Genomic DNA, 17,372 nt, shown 5'->3' on the forward strand with positions numbered 1-17,372 from the left:
GACGTCGGAACCGGCGATCAGGCCGGGACGCCAGAACGGGCGATCAGGCCGGGACGTCGGCCCTCTCTAACGTCTCGGTCAGAATAAGGCGTTCGAGTGCGGCCACGGTTCCAACAGTGCGCCAAGCCAATGCTTGCTCATCAGCCGGTCCCTCACCCCACTCAACGAGTACACACCGCAGCCCATTGGCGGCGGCGCCTTCGATGTCAAAGATACGATCCCCCACCATCAGCGCATCAGTAGTATCTACGCCTTGGTGCCGCAGAGACGTGAGTGCCTCAGCCACGCGAGTCGCCTTTGAACCATTGGTCTCATCAGGGCTTGCACCACAGACAGCATCGAAGAGGTCGGCTATACCGAGGTGATTGATCAGTATGTTGATTGCATTGAGAGGTTTGGACGAAGCGACAGCCACGGGAACACCGCGAGCCTTCAGATTGCGAAGCATTACTTCGATGCCGGGAAACAGTGGAGTGCTCAGCATCTCTTCGAGGTAGCGCTGCCGATACAGCTTGGTCATTCTGGGGATGTCTAGGCCCAATTCCGCAAAGGTATCCGGCAGAGGAGGGCCCACATACTTCAGCAAGGCAGCAGGTTCTAGGTTGATACCTGCGTGTTCTCTGAGAACCTCAGACAGGCACTGCGTGATGATTGGCGCCGAATCCGCCAAAGTTCCGTCAAAGTCGAAGAGTACTGCTCTCAAAGTGTGATTCCTGAAACGTCGCCTGCACCTACCCGTGAAATCTTACGCTTCACAAGGTTGATGACGCTGGTGGGGCCTTCTTCACCACATGGGCCGTCGATCACAACATCGAGCACGCTGCCCAGCCGATCATTGACCTCCCATCCCTCCGTCATCGGATCGGATTCACCCGGCAGAATAAGGGACGAGCTGAGAATGGGCTCTCCCAGCTCGGCAAGGAGTGCTTGAACGATCTTGTGGTCTGGCAGTCTGACTCCAACCGTGTTCTTCTTCGGATTCAAGGTCATCCTCGGGACTTCCTTCGTGGCCTTGAGAATGAACGTATACGGGCCAGGCGTGAGTGACTTGACCAGCCGGAAGTCAGAGTTGTCCACGATCACGAACTTCCCAAGCTGCGCGAAGTTGTGACACAACATGGTGAAATGGTGCTTATCCCCCACGTGTCGGATTGCCTGAATTCGTTCTAGGCCTTCCTTGTTGCCAAGGGAACAACCAATCGCATACCCGGAGTCTGTGGGAAAGGCGATGACCTCACCGGCCCGCACATGATCAATGGCCTTCTCGATGAGCCTCGGCTGGGGATCGATTGGGTGAATCTCAACGTAATGTGCCATCAGTTCTCCTTCGCGGATCGTATTGCTTCTTCAAGCGAGGCAACCTCGCCTTCGTGGCCCTCAAGCGTCAGCTCGCTCAGATAGGCACTCGCTTCAGCTACATGTCCCGATTCGATTGCAGCCCGTACCACCTGTTCCCCGGCTTCGAACACCTGCGTTCCCGGGCGCCAGCGCCCAAGCCCCAAGTTCAGCGCATCATGAGGAAGATCGGCATCGCGCAACACCCGAATACCTGCTGCCAGTGCCTTCCCTGTCGGATCGCGATCCGCAGCAACGGATACACGCCTCAAAGCACCCTCGCGATCTGAGTCCACTGAAAGCCGCGCGAGTTCGACAAGCGGATACCACGCATGTGGTGATGCTCCGATCTCTTCCGCCAACGCCCACAGTGCAAGGTCCGCCGTGATCGGAATTCGAGAGGATGTATCCGCCGTTAGTGGATCGACAGGTTCTGACTGGCGGTCCATGTCGCGAACAAGCTGCGCGAGCTCTTCGAACGCCTCGACATCATTGGGATCAGCCTGCAGCTGGGCACGCAACCCCTCCGCGCGCTGAGCCGTAGCTTGCGCGGATTCCTCCGTATGCTTGAGTAGTTGACGAAGTAGGTCCAGAAACGCCATGCCCTGAGCCTATCCAATTACGAGGGAAGATGTTATGGACTACTCAACTGCACTAACCGCCGCGCGTGAGGCTCTGGCCCGCGACGGCTACGGAATCTCACCCGAAGAAGGGGCTGATTCCACCCCCTCTGACCGCGCGAGTCGAATCGAAATTGGGCCGGGCTTTCGCCTTGATCAGGTCGACGACGTCACGCGCTGGGTTATCGCCGTAGCACTGGAAGCCGCTTCGGACAGGAAGATCAAAGATCACATCGTCTGTGAAGCTTCGACCCTTGCGGAGCTTATTGCTGAAGTTGTGGATCCGGGCCTTGAGGTTTCCGAATCAGGTCGTGATTCCCTGACGCCTCAGCCGTAGTCATCGCGTCTGGAAGCACCTGCCCGATGCGAAAAGTCCCCGCAACTCCCCGGCCGAGTGCCTAAATAGCCTGTTGGCCTGCGTTGCGCATCTCAACCCACGCGATGTAGCCAGCGGATCGGTGCCCCGGCACCGGCATACCGGAATGCCTCTAGTTCGTCGTCCCACGCTTGCCCAAGAGCCAAGTCAAGGAGACGCTGCAGCTCATCCGAGTCGCCTGCAGATTCCTCCAGCGCCGAACGCAACCGGTTCTCCGGAATCACAACATTGCCAGCCAGATCAGTCTGGGCGTAGAAGATCCCAAGTCCGGGTGTACAGGACCACCGGCCGCCTTCACTCACAGGGGTGGGATCCTCGGTAGTTTCAAATCGCAAGTGCTCCCATCCGCCCAGTGCGGAGGCAAGCACGGCTCCCGTGCCAATCTCACCGGTCCACGAAGTCTCTGCCCGGTTCATCCCGGGCAGAGCAGGCTGGTGCGTCCACTCCATGTGCACCTCGTATCCAAGCACGCTGGATACTGCCCATTCAACGTGTGGTTGAACGGCTGGTGGCACCGAGTGGATGAATATGACACCACGTGTGGAGTATTTGTTCATCTTGCGTTCCTCCTGAGAGCGGGTGGCTTTCCCCTTGCTACCCCCTGACAGTGCCGAAACGCGTTTTTAGGCAGGTGCCCGAATCGGAATCTTGCTCATTCCTCAGATACACAGATGATGAGCGCTGACTCGAAAACTCGAACACGTCTACTGTGCCACAGATTACGAGCCAACAGTTACAGAATGCTGATTCTGAGATCAGGTTGGCCGCTGGGTGGCGCTGAATGTGTCCCGCCACGGCAGGCTCCCCCAATGCTGCAACTGGCCGCCGCCTCTGCACCCTACCTCACCGCTGCGCTACATTTCGGCGGCGAAGATCTTCTGAATCGTAGGGTTGCGAAAAGTGAAGCCTGCATCCAGAAGCTTGCCGGGTTGCACGCGTTGAGAAGCTAGAACTGCCTCGGTGCCAAACTCGCCCAGCACAGCTTTGATGGCCCATCCTGGCACTGGCAGAAACGCCGTACGCCCAAGAGCACGCGCAAGTTCCTTGTTCCATTCCTTGTTCTTCACCGGATATGGAGCTGTCAGATTCACCGGACCTGACAGGTGCTCTGCTGCGAACAGAATGGCCCGTGCGATGTCCTCCCCCGAAATGCAGCTCATCCAGTTTCTTCCCCCAGCCAACGGTCCAGCCAGGTTGAAGCGATAGAGGGGCAACACCATTTTGAGGAGCATTCCATCGGTGCCCATGACAAGGCCTGTGCGGAGCTGAACAGTGCGCAAACCAGCATCTGCAGCAGGTTGAGCAGCCTTCTCCCACGCTTCGCACAGTTCGGCCAAGAAACCAGTTCCCGGCGTCGAATCCTCGTCCAGAAGCTCATCACCGCGCGAGCCGTAGAATCCGATTGCAGATCCCGAAAGGAACACAGGACCCTCGGGAGAGCTCCCCATTGAGCCCATTCTTCCGTCCGCGTGGGCCTTAGCCACAGCGTGAGCCAACGTGGAGACCGAGTCCACGCGAGAGCGCCACAGCTTCTCCTTGTAAGCAGCTGTCCATCGCCTACCCAAACTCACGCCGTTAAGGCAGATTACGGCGTCCACTCCATCGAGGACGCCGTCCGCGATGGACCCGGAATCAGGATCCCAGTGCCACGGTGACGACGAATCGCGAACCAGTTGCCTGACAGCCCATCCTTGCCGCGCCGCCTCCCATTTGATGCGGCCTCCCACAAAACCTGAACCACCAGCCAACAACAGCGTGCGTTTGAGATCGCTCATCACAGCTCCCTGATTGCCCTCATCGCTTTCTTGCGAACGGACTTTTCCAGACGGTCGATGTAGAGATGACCATCAAGGTGGTCACATTCGTGCTGAATGCACCGCCCCATGAGCCCATCGCCTTCGACGATCTTCTTTTTTCCGTCCAAATCAATGCCCTCAGCGCGAGCGTACCAAGACCGCTTGCATGGGAACCAGAGTTCAGGGACAGAAAGGCACCCTTCGTCACCATCCTGATAGTGCTCCTCATCCAGAGCAACGATGACAGGGTTGAGGATGTAGTCCACTTTGCCTTCGATGTTCCATGAGAACGCCCGCAATGAGACGCCGATTTGATTTGCTGCGAGTCCTGCACGTCCGTCGTCGTCGACATTCTCAAGGAGGTCTTCAACAAGCGCACGCACACCAGGTGTGATTTCCTTTATGGGTGAGCACGGCGTGCGTAGTACTGGGTCGCCAACAATTCGGATCTCGCGAAATGACATGGTCAGATTCTCTCACATGGGTTAGGGAAAAGAGGCTGCGTGGGGTATGCGCCACGTGTGGTGCCTGCTCCAACTGGACGCAGACCACATGCTGATGGCCGGTCACTTGCGGCGACCGGCCATCTCTTGCTCCCGCGACTGGACTCGAACCAGTAACCGTCCGATTAACAGTCGGATGCTCTGCCATTGAGCTACGCGGGATCGCAACGAGTTATAGCTTAGTTGGGACTCGCTCAGGCTGGCAAATCAGAAAGGCGTTTGCAAGGTCACACCCCTTGAGATGGGCCCGTGAGCGGCGTGTACCCTTGCCATCGCGCCCTACCACTCCCCGTCTCAGCCCTCCTCAGGCTCCATGCCCGTCACGTCTCGCAAAGAACGCTCGAGTTCCGCCAGACGCGGTTCATCAGCGGCCTCACTTCTCCCATCTACAAGGACCTGTGTGAAGAGGTTCTCGCTTCGGTCCCTTCGGACCATACCGCGCGCCTTCGCACCCGAAGGAAGTACCGCGTGCTCCTGATAGACAATTGAACGTTGGACTCGCTCCCGCACTACCCAGACAATCTTCTGGTCCTCATCCTCAGCGATGCGGACCAAGAAAGGCTTCCTCTCAGGCTCCACAAAAACCATGCGAATGAGGCGTGCACCTTCGTCCCAGGTTGCGCCCTCGAAGTCCGACCATTCGAGTTCTTCCGTGTGATCGCCAACGACGACGAGGCGATCCGCGAACGGCACAAACCAGACGGGAGAAGTGGAAGCGTTGGTATCCACGTCGTCGGTACTGTGTGTGGCGGAGAGGCCAGCCATGTTCTCAATGCGGATGTAGCCCAATGGGTGGCCGCCGAGTTTCGCGACGGCTGCGGGCTTCTTGTGGAACATCAGCATTCTTCGCCCTCCGTGGGTGTGGGCGCGTTGGAATCTTGCGTTGCATGCGGCTGAACTAAGACAACTACAGATACCGCCCGTTCAGGCGTCCCAATCGAGTCCGAACCGCGATCCGCCAAGTTCCGACCAGCGAAGAAGGCGACGATCATGAGCACTACGCCTGCGATAGCAGCCACGATGAAGCGCTTGCGTTGAATCCTTTTCAGTTCCGCTAGCTCCTCGTCACTCAGAACCGCCCTGACCTGCGGGCTCGGATCCAGTACCCCATTCCCGTCAGAGATCGAATCGGGCTCTGAAGCGTGGTGTGACAAGCCCGCTTCGTCTGTTTCATCTAGTGGCATTCGTGTTCCTCCTGAAGTAGAGCCTAACGGTTGCCGGGCCGCTCATCCGATCATTCCCGTCCAAGCTGCAAGGTGCTTATGAACGGGGATGTCGTATGTTCCCGCGTACTCCTCCACGTTGCCGCGAAACTGGCGCTTGAAATGGAGTACTCCCGCATCAGAGGCATGCTCAGAGAAGTCGCCGGAAATGCCGAACATGTTGTACCAGCGCACGTCGTGCTCTGTTGCCCATTCGAACATCGCCCGGTGAATGAGATAAATGCCTTGGAAGCTTTGGAACTCGGAATAGGCGCCGGACACGAGGTAGACCAGTTCGTGTGGCGAATGGACGAAGAAGCTCGCGGCGAGCTCAACCTCATCACCATGGTCGGCTTGCACCTCACGCACCTCTGCCTCGCGGCGCGCGATGACCTCCAAGCGTGCACGGTGTTCCTTCAGCGCGTTGTGTTGCTTCTTTCCCACGGCGCGCCCTTCCGCCTCCGCCTTCTCATGAGCCTCTTCAAGCGCAGCCACCTTCGCTTCAACCTCGTGGCGTTCGGCATCTAGGTCTGCGAGTGCTGTGGGGCAATTGAGGATGGCAACTGGAAGGAAAGCACCATCCGGTCCCATGCGCTCCATGAGCTCACGGTAATACTCAATGGTCTTCTTGCTGATCTCGGACATTTCAGTGCGGCTGGCGGTGTGCTCAAGCACCCGCGCTAGAACGTCAATTCGATCCGGACCGAGGAAGCGAACCTCAACGCCGTTCGTCCCCTTACGGTTGAATGCAGTCCGAACGACCTGCCCACAGGACGCTGCAGCTTCCTTATACGTCATGCCGCCGATGTCCTTGGTGTAGGCAAACCGAATCTGCACACTGGAGTCCTCGTAGAACTCCCTGTGGAGCAACGTGCCGCCTAGCTCCTGAGCCACGCGATCCATGATTGCCGCCGCAGAAACCGTCTCACCAGGCGTGATGTCCTCGTACTCCCGGCGCACCACGAATGGGTTAACTCGGATAGCCAACACTGAGCGCTTGGCCGCGATGAAGGCACGCAACTGCCGGAAGAACTCGCCCACGAGGACGTCGTCGTCCCAGTTGAGGACGGGACCGTAAGGAATCGTGGCGCGGCGAAAGATCCTCTTCCACGGTTGGTAGACGATGGTGGCGGCGGCGAGGATCTGGCCGGACTCAACCAACCCCACCCGTTCCACTTCAAGTCCATCAGATTGACGGACTTCTCCGTATTCAACCAGTTGCGTGTAGAAACAGCGCTCTTGAGAGTTGACGAATTTCTGGTAATTGTCTGGAGAAAGCACGGAGAATTCCATGACCTCTATTGTCCACAGATGGAGGAGCAATGTGAACCGCACCTGCCGGACGGGCCATGAGGAGAGAGCTGACCAGTCAGCTTCGTTCTTCGTCCAAAGGCCAGAAGAGCCCTAGAAACCAGTCTGGGTGGGCCTAGGGTTGTACTGGCGCATCTGGCGGAACTGGTTGAGATTGTTCACACACCGATAGATCGTCCTTCTGATATGGCGATCTTGCGCATATTGGAGCGGGTTAATAGGGCGACGACGGCGCTTGACCGCCTTTACCTTCTGCAACAGATGCGGATCTTGGATGTAGGTCGAATTGGCTAGGTTCGAGGGTATGACTGTGTAGATACCATCAAGCGAGTTGGTTTGGTAGGTGATCTCTTCGCCGCGCATATCTGCCATCATCGCGGCTACCAGATCTATGCCGCCGATCTTGAGGTAATAGTGGCCTCGGCCAATACGAGGATTGAGATCGAGCCAATATGGCTGAGCGTTGCGGGAATCGAACTTGACGTCGATGGAGAAGAAACCATGCATGCCTGCGGCACGTACCACGCGCTTGGCGGCCTCAATGAGCCCATCGTTGTGCTCCAACAGGATCATCGCCGCATTGCCAATGAGGTTGGGTTGGTGAAGCCCCAGAAGCACCCTGCCAGACCCGGCGGCAGTTACCACTCCACGCGAATCCACGTAACCGTTGATCACCCACTGGGTGGTGTCATCTCCCATGATCAGTTCCTGTGCAATGAGTGGAACGGTGACGTCATTATCTGCCAGAGACTCGAAGTACTGCCTGGCCTCATCTGGGCTCTGGGTAGGCATGACCTTTTTGAGGCCCTTCTTCCACAACACATCGAGGTCTGCACCATTCTCTGGTTTGACGACGGCGGGGAACCGAATGGCCGCGAGCGCCGCATCCCAGCTTTCCCTCGACGTCAGATCCACAATCGTTCGTGCCGGAGCATTAAGCCCGAGCGAGGCAAACAGATCCGCCATAGATGATTTGGAGTTTGCGCGTTGAACGGCTTGCGCAGAGGCGTATGGGAGGAACCAGTGGGGCTCGAGTTCTGACGCGTGTTTCATTGCGAAGTCCACGCCCTCATCCGTATTCACGCACAAGATGAGGCGCTCATCGGGGTGCTCAGCGGAGATCTGGCGCAGTAGAGAAATGAAACGATCCTCATTCCCCAGCGTGGACTTAGCCACGAACTGAACATCGAATATCTTCGAGTCGTTGATTGGGCCACGCGCAATCTCAGAAATCACAAGAGAGCGCACTCCAAGTGACTCATGGAAGATCCGAGCGAAAGCATAGTCGGCAATGTCAAAGCCAAAAATGACAGGCAGGATGGGACGAGGGTCGGGCGGGTAGTGCGATTCCATATGACTCACTTCTTGATACCAAACTTGCGCAAGAGTGCCCGCGCGGGGCCTTCCAGAGATTCCAGCTCTTCCATTCTCAGGAGCTTCATGAGACCCACGTAGACGAGGCCAAGGATCGGCGCCACTATAACGATGGATGCCGCCGCTAGGAGCACGCTTGCATCCACGGCCCATACACGCGTGATGACCTGCATGAGCAACTCACCCACCACAAACGTCACGAAGCTGATTCCCAGTAACTTGGCGTGACTCGAAAACAGCTTCGCACCATCAATCCCACCCATTCTCTGGGAAAGACCGCGCCCAAGCGCAAACGCTGCGCCAGTGTTAGTGATCGACATGACTAGGCCGATACCCACCACTATCCACACCGGCGGCAGGAATGCGCACAGCGCATATCCCACCAGGCCAATGACTTGGAACGGGAGGTTGATGAGGAAGGCCCGCCGGGTGTCTTCTGTGGCGTAGTACCCGCGGTTGAGAACGTTGACGGCAGCCACGCCTACCAGGCCAAGGCACATAGCAATGACAACCCTAGAGAGGGTGACTACTTCGGCCGCCGAGATAGATGCCGCGAGCACTCGGGAAACTGGAACCGCGAGCACGATCATCCAGACTGTGCAGAGGGCCATGAGTGTGGAGACCATCCGAAGTGTCTTGGACATGTCTTTGCGCATGGAGACCATGTCAGCCTCCGCAGCGTGACGCGCCAAGCGAGTAAACATCGCGGTGGCAACGGAGACCACTATGAGCGAAGTTGGGATGGAGTAGATGGTATATGCGGTGGTGTATGCAAAGTTGCCCGCCACCTGCTCAAAAGGAATGCCGAGCGTCTCTGCTCTGTTGGTGGCACTCGCAGCTGCATTGGAGAGCGCGACCGTAGGAATCATTCCCACAACCATCGTCAGCAAGATCCACCAAGATGCCCTGCCTGCAGATCCGAGCCCTGCACCGCGCCACTGGAAATCGAGTGTGAAACGAATACCAAGCCTGCGCATCGGCCAGATGAGGATCAGTGCCTGAGCTACGATCCCCAACGTTGACACCCCGCCTAGCATCGCGATGCGGTCACCAGTCCAGATACCTGAATCACTCGCAGTGGCTGAATCGAAACCACCGTAGATCGCCAACATGGCCATCATGCCAACGACCGCCACGATGTTGTTGAGAACCGGCGCCCACATGTATGGCCCGAAGCTCTCGCGTGCGTTGAGAATCTGGCCCAGAACCGTGTACAAGCCATAGAAGAAGATCTGCGGCAAACACCAGTAGGCAAAAGCAACCGTCAATGAGTACCACTCATGGGACATCGTGGCTGCGAATACCTTCACGACTATTGGTGCCGCAAGAGTCAGCACAACAGTGACTGCACCGAGGAACACGATTGCCATCGTGAGAAGCTTGTTGATGAAGGCGGCGCCGCCGTCGTCAGAAGCTTTCGTCGCCCGAACAATCGCGGGTACCAGCACCGCGTTGACCAAACCACCTACTACCACCATGTAGATGAGGTTCGGGAGTTTATTGGCGACGTCGAACGAGTTGGCCGCTGGTGAGGTCATACCAACGATTGCGCCCAAGAGGATTGGAGAGCGGATGAGACCAAGGACGCGGGACGTGAGTGTGCCAAGGAACATGATCGCTGACGACTTCGCCACGCTGTTGTGAGCCGTAGCCGGTCGGCTGGTCCCAGAGCTCCGCTTTGCGTTCTCAGTGTGGCGAGACCACCCTCGGCCGGTTCCATCTGTGAAATGGCGGCCGAGCGGGCGTTGCGGACGAAAAGGCATACTGCGATGGTAGCCCGTAGACCTTGGCAGACCGGCGTGGCACGCTCATTCTCACAGTGTGACCCGCACATGGTTTCTTTGATACCCAGAAACCAGAACTTGGCGGCCAACGCGATCGGTAGAACCATGGACTCGCGGCTCCGCTCAGTGATCCCAGCTCAACGGGGCTCAGTGAACATCGGTGATGAGCTTCTTCGGACTGTGTTTATCGCCCCGCGTCAGCTTCTTCACCTGCCACCACTCCCATCCTGCGCAAATGCCGATTGCTGAGAAGTAGAGGAACACAATTGGTGAGGTGAGCACCGCGAGAGTGGCGATATCTCCGCTTGGAGAAGCGACCGCCGCGAAGACAACAGCAACTATCATCGCAACGCGCCAACCATGAAGCCACGCCGAAGCTGCCATGACCCCCATCATCGTCAAGCCCACCATGACGATGGGAAGAAGAAATGCGACACCGAAAGAGACAAGCATTCGCATGACGAAAGTCAGATAGTCTTCGGCGCTGACCATTGTGGCTGTAGAGGCGGGTGCGAAATCCGCCATCACCGCGATAGTCGACGGCATGCACAGCCAGCCAAAGGCGATTCCCGTGAGGAAGAGCGGCGTGGCGGATATCAAGAGCACCGCGATGACCCGCTGCTCCCGCTTGGCCAGACCTGGCCACACATACACACCCACTTGGAGAGCAGTCCACGGAAGTGATATCAGGAATCCGAGGAATATCGAAAGCTTGATCTGCGTGGAAAGAGCGCTGCCGAGCCGTGGAAAGTTCAGCAGCGTCATTCGGCCATCGGCACCACCGGCGTCTAACAGCGGTTGCTGAATGAACTCAAAGGCGTGCGGGTACACACACCACCCGATCACACTCCCGATGGTCAGCCCCGCTGAAATCCACAGCAGGCGTCTGCCCAACTCCTTGAGATGATAACCAATCGTGCCCGCTTGAGGGCCGTCAGATTCGGGACCGCCTCGAACGTGGGAGGCGGTCCCTCTTCCGATGATCGGGTGCCACCCACCCGTTCTTTTCATCCCATGTGCTCCATCGGAGCGGGGTTGGCTGAACTCGCTTCAGAGGTCGCAGAATCCAGCACGGCTGGTGGTGTTGGCGCAGTTGTTGTATTCGAACCACTAGTTACGGACGCCTGTGCGGATGGGCTCGGAGCCTCACTTACCTCTTTCCTCAGGATGTGCAGTGACTCTCCCAATGCTCTGGCGAGCTCAGGCAACTTCTTCGCACCAAAGAGCAGCACGATGACAGCAATGATGACAGCAACTTCTATTGGCCGCATGTTCGCGAACATGACGAATCTCCTTTGTTGGGTCTATGGATGGGTCTGCGCGCAGTTCCCGCTCTTACCCCTGGGGCTCTATGCGGGAACTGCGCGTCTTTGTTAGTACCGAATGGCAGCGACTGAATCGAAGCCCTTGCCGAACCAATCACCAGCGACTCGTATATCCCCGACTCGGCCGTAGACGACTCGGCTTTCTGCCGCGCCCGCTCGTAGCGAGTTGTTCACGTGCAGAGTTGTCACACGGACAATGGAGATCGCATCCTTGCCGTCACCATCGAAGTCGCCGACTATTGGCGTGTCACCAGGCCTCCCATAGGCAAACGAAATGTTCGCAGCACCTGAGGAGACTTTCTTACGAAGCAGGAAGTGCCGGCCGCGTTGCACACCCAGTGAGTCGGTCCCATCGCCATCCCAATCGCCAGCGATCGGGACGTCACTCGGACGCCCGAATGTGATGACCTTGTCCGGACTACCGCCCGGGATGGCTCCGCCGCGGTTGTACGAGATGGAGAAGTTGTTGTTGCGTGCGGCACGAACAGCAAGATCGTCCAGACCGTCACCGTTAAAGTCGCCAACCACAGGAATCGACGTCGTCGTCCCAAACGTGACAGAAGTGCCGTCAGCACCGGTCCTGTTCGATCCGAGGAAGGTGTATACGTTTCCTTTTCGCAGAACCAAGGTGTCAACGCCATCGCCATCCCAATCTCCCGCAAGCACGTCAGTCGCCGATGCGACTGTCATCGCTGTGCGTGCGATTGAATCCTTGACGGTGTCCTGGAAGAAGGCGTTAGTTCCCTTGCTCTTCTCAGGAACTGGGCGAGGATCATCCTTTGGCTCCGTGGGTTTGAGAGCATCCACGGTCATCGAATTTGTCTGTTCCTGATTGCCAGCTACGTCCTGAGCGCGGACGTGAACATACATAGGGACATCGCGACGTGCAACCGTAAACGGTTCATCATACGTGGCCCACATATCGTTCTCAGTGCTTTCGGGGTCAGCCGATGGCCCCATCGAATACACGATTCGGCTCACGCCACTGCCCACTTCTCCATCGAAAGCAGCGAGGTCAACAGTCACAACTTTGCCCTCTGAATCCTCGGCCACTGTGAAGGTGGAACTCGGGGCCTTCGTATCAACCTTGAGTTGTGCCTCCGCATTTCCTACTCGACCCTCGGTGTCAGTAGCCCGCACGTAGACCGTTACGAGGCCTTCACCTGGAATCTGAACGGCGTCCGCACTAGCTTTCGTCCAATCCCCACCGAATGAGTATTCGACGGAGGCAATGGGCGAAGTGCGTTCTTGCGCGATGATGGTGAACGCAGGACGTTGTGTGTACCAGCCAGTCGCGGTGGGCGAATCCGCCATATCAACCTTTACGTAAGGAGGTGTATCAACCGCTACGGCAGGCTCAACCACCCAGAATGTACACAGGGCAGGTTCTTCCGCACCGGAAATACTTCCGGAAATGTCTCCATAGGATTCCGCCTCAGCGTAGGTTGACGGATCAGCCTTTTCCCACGTGACTCCAATCTGAGAACTCTGCGAGCCATCGGCATAATGCGCCACCACAGTATTAGGGCACACAGGGGCAACCCCGGGGGTGGTGATGGTGGCAGCATAATCGAAACTCTCGACATCCAGATCTGGATCGGCCACAACATAGATAGTGGCTTGAACCTTGGTTGTTCCGTTTGCAAGTGTTCCTGCAACCGTGAACTTGCCAGTCTCAGCAAGAGCTGCAGAATCAACGCTTGCCCACTCCACCTTTGAGTAACTCAATGGACCATTTTCAGGAAGGACCCACACATTGTTTGGGAGTATTGGCTGCTGGTTAACAGCTGTCCGCACATGCACCGCTTCGACGTCAATCGGAGCGCTTGGGTCTACAGGCTCCGGCTCTTCCTCCGTGAATGATCCCATGACCTCCCATTCTGTGGCCGCCACAGAGAACCAAGAATCATCTCTTGCTTGAGCGTTGAGGACGATCCGCACTTTCGTGGTCTTCACTGGATCGAATGCGACGGTGTTGGGTCCAAGCACGCTACCGTCACCGGCGGCAACTGGATATTCGGCGACGACGTCGACGAACTCCTCTGCTTCTTCATCCCAGTATTGGAATGTCCAATCCTGCGGATTGAGGACATTTCCGGCGCTTGCAGCATCGTTCCAGAACCATACCGATGTGGTTGACACTGTGACGGGGGTATCCCATTCATACTGTGCCCAATGCGACGCGCTGAAATCGCCGTATGTCCCCCACACGTCTCCATGACCGGGTGCCGCACTTGATCCATTGTTGAGCGCGCCAGCGCTGTTCCACGCGGGAACGTAGCTGACAGTCACTTCGGGTTCGTGCTCACTTGTTTGGCTGGCAACATTCACTAGTTCGGGAGTATCTGCGGCTTGTACTGGGACCGTGAGGCCACCCAACGCGAGCGCGGCCACGAGCCCGGCGATCCACTTACGCTTCCCGCGTGCCGGGCGCGATTCCTGTTTGTGCACCATCATTTCTCCATTCGTGCGCGTGAGGCAGCGAGGAGGACCTTTTGGCGGTCCTTAGATGTCATCGCTCCCGAATCTTGGTACTGCTTGGATAGATCCCGCACGCGTTCGAGGAAGTCAGCGCGACTAGCGAAGGGTGCTGCCGTCCATAGTTCGTCGAGGAATGCTGACCCGTTGGCTCCCTGCATATTGAGGACTCCAGAGTCCTGCCCGCCGAAGGCGATCGATTTCTCGACTCGTTCGAAGTAGGTGCTGTAGTAGATATCGTGACCGGCGTAGAGCGGATCGAATTCGCGTCCGGCCAGTATGAGAGACGTACCGTTCCACGTCGCTGCGTGATTCAGCCCACCGCTGAGGTCGTACATCGCAGACAACGAGATCTGAGGAAACTTCGTCGTCTTCCCAACGGCAGCGTAGACCACAGGACCGTAACGAAGCGCTTGTAGTTCGGGACGATCCACCGTGGGATCTACCCACACCCGCATGGGCACAGAAAGCGCGATCATGTCACCCGCCGCCCATGTCCGCTTGATACGGATGTATGCTCCCCCGGACGAGGTCACTTTTGCTCCAGAAACGGCAGCGGATGCCTCTCCCGTGACCCATTCAGGAACCCTGATGGCAATCTCAAGAGACGTCGAAGGTGCTGACACAACTTCGAGTGTCGCCTTTCCATCCAGCGGATACTCGGAGGAAACTCGAAGGACAAGCCCCTTCTCTTGCCACGTCAGGGTTGACGGCATAAGGAAGTTGACAAAGAGTGTCGTGTTGTCGGCCGAATGCGCATAGGCCGTCTCTTGATAGCGCATCGGGCTTTCCATACCTGTACCACCGCAACAGGTTCCGATGTTTCCGTCGCCGTACTCCTTCTGAGCCCCAGCATGTACCGGAAACATATACAGGTTTTCTGGTGACGTAGTGGAGTTCTTATCGCGGTGCCCGCCAAGAAGATGATTGAGAACGGTACGTTCGCAGTAATCCGAATAGCGTTGTTCTCCTGTGATGTGAAAGAGCTGCCACGCGACTTTCACCATGTTGTATGCTGCGCACGATTCGGCATTACGGGAGCCAATATCGCCGGCCACCGTATCGGCAGGGCCCCAAAGCTCTCCCTCTCCGGTGCCGCCATGGGCGTACATACGCCCTGGCACAATCATGTCGAAGAATCCTTTGACCGCCTTGAGATAACGTTCCTCACCGGTGACCGCATAGAGTTTCGCGTATCCAACAAATTGAGGAATATGTTGGTTTGCATGCTTGCCGTTGAGAGTGTCACGCCCTTGTGCACATGCGTCGATGAGTGTGGGAAGGTCAAACAGACGGGCAGCTTTGAGGAACACGTCGCGATCCGTGGCCTTCGACGCCGAATACAGGTCCACTAGCGAATCGTTCATGCCACCATATTCACCGCCAATGTAGATCGACCACATCTTGGTCAGTTGATCACTGGTGCACTTTGATAGCCGTGAATAGACCCATCGGCCAATTCCCTCAGCCAGCTCTAGTGAATCTTGACTGCCGGTCAATAGATATGCGTTGTTGAGCCCATCGAGGATCTTGTGAAGAGTGTAGTAGGGTGCCCAAATCTCTCCATATGGCGCATATTCTTCCAGTGCGGAAAACTGCCATTCCCCGTAGGCGGAAAGAAATCCGGGATGAGAGTAGCGCGGTTTGCCTTGATACGTTTGCGCCGCTAGCGCATCCCGACATTCCTTGAGACCCACCACCAGTTCGTCAACCCTGCTCTTGAGTGCGGCCTCACCAGTTGACGCATAGGCCATCGAGATCATCGACAGAAAATGGCCAGCATAGTGGCCCCGAAGCAATCCACCTGCTCCTGCCTTGTTCTGCCCACGCACATATTCGGCTGCTCCCCACTTCTGAGTATCGGGAGCCGGGCCATACTCTTCCCAACCACCTGGGGGTGTTGCACCTTTCGTGTCCAGCCCCGCATTGCGACGGAACACTGCGAGTATCCGATCCACGGAGTAGGCGCGCGCGAGTGCCAAGCCTTGATCCTGACCTCGCTTGTAAACACCGCTATCAATGGACACGTCAGATAGACCGAACGGACGATTAACCCAAACATCCGGTTCAAACTGATTCGGCTGAGAAGCTCTGACCTTCGAAAGTGGAACAACGCTACCGGTCACTGCTGCACGTTGCTGCTCTATCCCACTGAGTTGCGCTACCGGAACACGTGATGCTTGGGCAGCAGCTGCGGCCGGCGAGCGTGCCAGAAGGGAACTGGCCCCTACCACCACACCGGTAAGTGCTGCGCCTTCCAGAAACGACCGCCGTGAGATCTTGGCTCGCGCGAGATCCGTGAATGGACCATCACCATGGACCCCTTCTCTTTCATGTTGGTTCATGATCTGCTTTCTCTTGTTCAGAACCGCTCCACGCGGTACTGATTCTGCTGACGACTCCACGCTCGGCATTGAGCGCAGCGCACATGTACTTCTCACTTATCGCCGCATTGCGAAGGTTGCCTCAGGCAACGTTCCCGATCCCCTGCTCTGAGCTCGTGGAAGCATCTTCAGGCAGGGCTGGCACGGGAGGCGGAAGTGCCACGAAACTCTGCGCGTCATCTTCGACCAGATCTGATTGGACCAGATAACGTGGATCGAAAGAGTTGATGCCTGAGGAGGCCCATAGAGCCACCGCGTCTGCATCGGCACGGTCGTTGGCAGCTCGCCACAGTACCTTCATATGACGAATCCGTTCGGTCAGCCGCGACACCAGTAGCGGAAGTCGCTTAGGCCCAACAATGAGCGCCATCAACGCAAGTATGACAATTGCTTCATCAAGTGAAATCCCGAACACCGATACTCCAAAGATGCAACCCAATAATGGCCAATAACCGGCCATTAGGCGTCGTTGTAGAAGGAACCGGTGACACCGCTGGCACCCGTTCCTGGCGGCAATATATACCCGCCCGTGGCCCTCATTGGCCCCGGACCGACCAAAATGTTAGCCCTAACATTTCGTCTGCGAGTGAGACGCTACCAGTCTGAGAAGACCATGACAAATGAAAGGGAGTCGTTGGGGAATACCGAAAATTTTCGCTGAAAGTGGGTGTGTGTGGCTATCCTTGTCATTCCGTCACTTTGTGACACCTCACTACCCGAAATGAGGCGCTTTTTCGCAACTTGCAGTCACGTTTGTGAGCTTCTGCCCAGCAAGATTCACGGCAGATAGATGCATGAAACCTTGACAAACTGCAGGTCAGGTACACAGACTCGACGAGTCCCCAAAATAGAATACTTCGTGATATGAATCGAATGTGCCAGGC

18 protein-coding genes and 1 tRNA gene are annotated in these 17,372 nt (G+C 57.0%); 2 read left to right on the forward strand and 17 right to left on the reverse strand.

Annotated features, from left to right (window positions below; translation table 11 throughout):
• Positions 1 to 43: 43 nt before the first annotated feature.
• The 3 genes from H2O17_RS07600 to H2O17_RS07610 are packed head-to-tail and all read right to left on the reverse strand — an operon-like array spanning position 44 to position 1,937.
• Positions 44 to 703 (reverse strand): HAD family hydrolase, encoded by a 660-nt coding sequence (locus tag H2O17_RS07600; protein WP_182049141.1) that lies wholly within the window; start codon positions 701 to 703, stop codon positions 44 to 46.
• Positions 700 to 1,317: an L-threonylcarbamoyladenylate synthase gene (locus H2O17_RS07605; protein ID WP_182049142.1), complete on the reverse strand. Its 618-nt coding sequence runs from the start codon at positions 1,315 to 1,317 to the stop codon at positions 700 to 702. The genes H2O17_RS07600 and H2O17_RS07605 overlap by 4 nt, the downstream gene beginning before the upstream one ends.
• Complete coding sequence (locus tag H2O17_RS07610) at positions 1,317 to 1,937, reverse strand: hypothetical protein (protein WP_182049143.1); 621 nt, start codon at positions 1,935 to 1,937, stop codon at positions 1,317 to 1,319. Before H2O17_RS07610 ends, H2O17_RS07605 begins: the two co-directional genes overlap by 1 nt.
• Positions 1,938 to 1,971: 34 nt before the next feature.
• Between H2O17_RS07610 and H2O17_RS07615 the strand changes: the two genes are divergently transcribed.
• Positions 1,972 to 2,292, forward strand: a complete 321-nt coding sequence (locus tag H2O17_RS07615) for a hypothetical protein (protein ID WP_182049144.1) — start codon at positions 1,972 to 1,974, stop codon at positions 2,290 to 2,292.
• Positions 2,293 to 2,384: 92 nt separating this feature from the next.
• Here the strand turns inward: H2O17_RS07615 and H2O17_RS07620 are convergent, their stop codons facing one another.
• The 13 genes from H2O17_RS07620 to H2O17_RS07680 all read right to left on the reverse strand — a co-directional run bounded on the left by H2O17_RS07620 (position 2,385) and on the right by H2O17_RS07680 (position 16,449).
• On the reverse strand, positions 2,385 to 2,888 hold the full coding sequence (locus H2O17_RS07620) for a DUF3145 domain-containing protein (protein ID WP_182049145.1): 504 nt from the start codon (positions 2,886 to 2,888) through the stop codon (positions 2,385 to 2,387).
• Positions 2,889 to 3,185: 297 nt separating this feature from the next.
• The gene (locus H2O17_RS07625; protein ID WP_182049146.1) at positions 3,186 to 4,106 is read right to left on the reverse strand and encodes a TIGR01777 family oxidoreductase; all 921 of its coding nucleotides are present in this window, start codon (positions 4,104 to 4,106) and stop codon (positions 3,186 to 3,188) included.
• The gene (def, locus tag H2O17_RS07630; protein ID WP_182049147.1) at positions 4,106 to 4,591 is read right to left on the reverse strand and encodes a peptide deformylase; all 486 of its coding nucleotides are present in this window, start codon (positions 4,589 to 4,591) and stop codon (positions 4,106 to 4,108) included. The genes H2O17_RS07625 and def overlap by 1 nt, the downstream gene beginning before the upstream one ends.
• A gap of 129 nt (positions 4,592 to 4,720) precedes the next feature.
• A tRNA-Asn gene (locus tag H2O17_RS07635) sits at positions 4,721 to 4,792 on the reverse strand.
• A 132-nt stretch (positions 4,793 to 4,924) separates the two neighbouring features.
• Complete coding sequence (locus H2O17_RS07640; protein ID WP_182049148.1) at positions 4,925 to 5,467, reverse strand: hypothetical protein; 543 nt, start codon at positions 5,465 to 5,467, stop codon at positions 4,925 to 4,927.
• Complete coding sequence (locus H2O17_RS07645) at positions 5,467 to 5,814, reverse strand: hypothetical protein (RefSeq protein WP_182049149.1); 348 nt, start codon at positions 5,812 to 5,814, stop codon at positions 5,467 to 5,469. Before H2O17_RS07645 ends, H2O17_RS07640 begins: the two co-directional genes overlap by 1 nt.
• A 42-nt stretch (positions 5,815 to 5,856) precedes the next feature.
• A complete protein-coding gene (locus H2O17_RS07650) occupies positions 5,857 to 7,125 on the reverse strand; it encodes a peptidoglycan bridge formation glycyltransferase FemA/FemB family protein (protein ID WP_182049150.1) in 1,269 nt (422 codons plus the stop codon).
• Positions 7,126 to 7,236: 111 nt separating this feature from the next.
• A complete protein-coding gene (locus H2O17_RS07655) occupies positions 7,237 to 8,496 on the reverse strand; it encodes a carboxylate--amine ligase (RefSeq protein ID WP_182049151.1) in 1,260 nt (419 codons plus the stop codon).
• A gap of 5 nt (positions 8,497 to 8,501) precedes the next feature.
• Positions 8,502 to 10,280 carry a murein biosynthesis integral membrane protein MurJ gene (gene murJ, locus H2O17_RS07660; RefSeq protein ID WP_182049152.1) on the reverse strand — a complete coding sequence of 593 codons (1,779 nt, stop codon included), beginning with the start codon at positions 10,278 to 10,280 and terminating at the stop codon, positions 8,502 to 8,504.
• A gap of 168 nt (positions 10,281 to 10,448) precedes the next feature.
• Positions 10,449 to 11,312, reverse strand: coding sequence for a twin-arginine translocase subunit TatC (tatC, locus tag H2O17_RS07665; protein ID WP_182049153.1), 864 nt, complete (start codon positions 11,310 to 11,312; stop codon positions 10,449 to 10,451).
• Entirely contained in the window at positions 11,309 to 11,584 is a 276-nt protein-coding gene (gene tatA, locus H2O17_RS07670) for a twin-arginine translocase TatA/TatE family subunit (RefSeq protein WP_182049154.1), read from the reverse strand. Before tatA ends, tatC begins: the two co-directional genes overlap by 4 nt.
• Positions 11,585 to 11,674: 90 nt before the next feature.
• Positions 11,675 to 14,083, reverse strand: a complete 2,409-nt coding sequence (locus tag H2O17_RS07675; protein WP_182049155.1) for an FG-GAP repeat domain-containing protein — start codon at positions 14,081 to 14,083, stop codon at positions 11,675 to 11,677.
• On the reverse strand, positions 14,080 to 16,449 hold the full coding sequence (locus H2O17_RS07680) for a glycoside hydrolase family 127 protein (protein ID WP_182049156.1): 2,370 nt from the start codon (positions 16,447 to 16,449) through the stop codon (positions 14,080 to 14,082). The genes H2O17_RS07675 and H2O17_RS07680 overlap by 4 nt, the downstream gene beginning before the upstream one ends.
• Between H2O17_RS07680 and H2O17_RS07685 the strand changes: the two genes are divergently transcribed.
• Positions 16,448 to 16,600, forward strand: a complete 153-nt coding sequence (locus H2O17_RS07685) for a hypothetical protein (RefSeq protein ID WP_182049157.1) — start codon at positions 16,448 to 16,450, stop codon at positions 16,598 to 16,600. The two genes, H2O17_RS07680 and H2O17_RS07685, sit on opposite strands and share 2 nt — an antisense overlap.
• On the opposite strand, the gene H2O17_RS07690 is transcribed toward H2O17_RS07685, so the two are convergent.
• Positions 16,571 to 16,903, reverse strand: coding sequence for a Sec-independent protein translocase subunit TatA/TatB (locus H2O17_RS07690; RefSeq protein ID WP_182049158.1), 333 nt, complete (start codon positions 16,901 to 16,903; stop codon positions 16,571 to 16,573). The two genes, H2O17_RS07685 and H2O17_RS07690, sit on opposite strands and share 30 nt — an antisense overlap.
• Positions 16,904 to 17,372: the final 469 nt, after the last annotated feature.

The sequence above is a fragment of the Changpingibacter yushuensis genome, assembly GCF_014041995.1.
GTDB classification, from domain to species: Bacteria; Actinomycetota; Actinomycetes; order Actinomycetales; family Actinomycetaceae; genus Changpingibacter; species Changpingibacter yushuensis.

Coding starts and splice junctions, on each gene's coding strand:
- H2O17_RS07605 (WP_182049142.1), bottom strand. CDS start 1,317: ATGGCACATTACGTTGAGATTCACCCAATCGATCCCCAGCCGAGGCTC.
- H2O17_RS07610 (WP_182049143.1), bottom strand. CDS start 1,937: ATGGCGTTTCTGGACCTACTTCGTCAACTACTCAAGCATACGGAGGAA.
- H2O17_RS07615 (WP_182049144.1), top strand. CDS start 1,972: ATGGACTACTCAACTGCACTAACCGCCGCGCGTGAGGCTCTGGCCCGC.
- H2O17_RS07620 (WP_182049145.1), bottom strand. CDS start 2,888: ATGAACAAATACTCCACACGTGGTGTCATATTCATCCACTCGGTGCCA.
- H2O17_RS07625 (WP_182049146.1), bottom strand. CDS start 4,106: ATGAGCGATCTCAAACGCACGCTGTTGTTGGCTGGTGGTTCAGGTTTT.
- def (WP_182049147.1), bottom strand. CDS start 4,591: ATGTCATTTCGCGAGATCCGAATTGTTGGCGACCCAGTACTACGCACG.
- H2O17_RS07640 (WP_182049148.1), bottom strand. CDS start 5,467: ATGTTCCACAAGAAGCCCGCAGCCGTCGCGAAACTCGGCGGCCACCCA.
- H2O17_RS07645 (WP_182049149.1), bottom strand. CDS start 5,814: ATGCCACTAGATGAAACAGACGAAGCGGGCTTGTCACACCACGCTTCA.
- H2O17_RS07650 (WP_182049150.1), bottom strand. CDS start 7,125: ATGGAATTCTCCGTGCTTTCTCCAGACAATTACCAGAAATTCGTCAAC.
- H2O17_RS07655 (WP_182049151.1), bottom strand. CDS start 8,496: ATGGAATCGCACTACCCGCCCGACCCTCGTCCCATCCTGCCTGTCATT.
- murJ (WP_182049152.1), bottom strand. CDS start 10,280: ATGCCTTTTCGTCCGCAACGCCCGCTCGGCCGCCATTTCACAGATGGA.
- tatC (WP_182049153.1), bottom strand. CDS start 11,312: ATGAAAAGAACGGGTGGGTGGCACCCGATCATCGGAAGAGGGACCGCC.
- tatA (WP_182049154.1), bottom strand. CDS start 11,584: ATGTTCGCGAACATGCGGCCAATAGAAGTTGCTGTCATCATTGCTGTC.
- H2O17_RS07675 (WP_182049155.1), bottom strand. CDS start 14,083: ATGATGGTGCACAAACAGGAATCGCGCCCGGCACGCGGGAAGCGTAAG.
- H2O17_RS07685 (WP_182049157.1), top strand. CDS start 16,448: ATGATCTGCTTTCTCTTGTTCAGAACCGCTCCACGCGGTACTGATTCT.
- H2O17_RS07680 (WP_182049156.1), bottom strand. CDS start 16,449: ATGAACCAACATGAAAGAGAAGGGGTCCATGGTGATGGTCCATTCACG.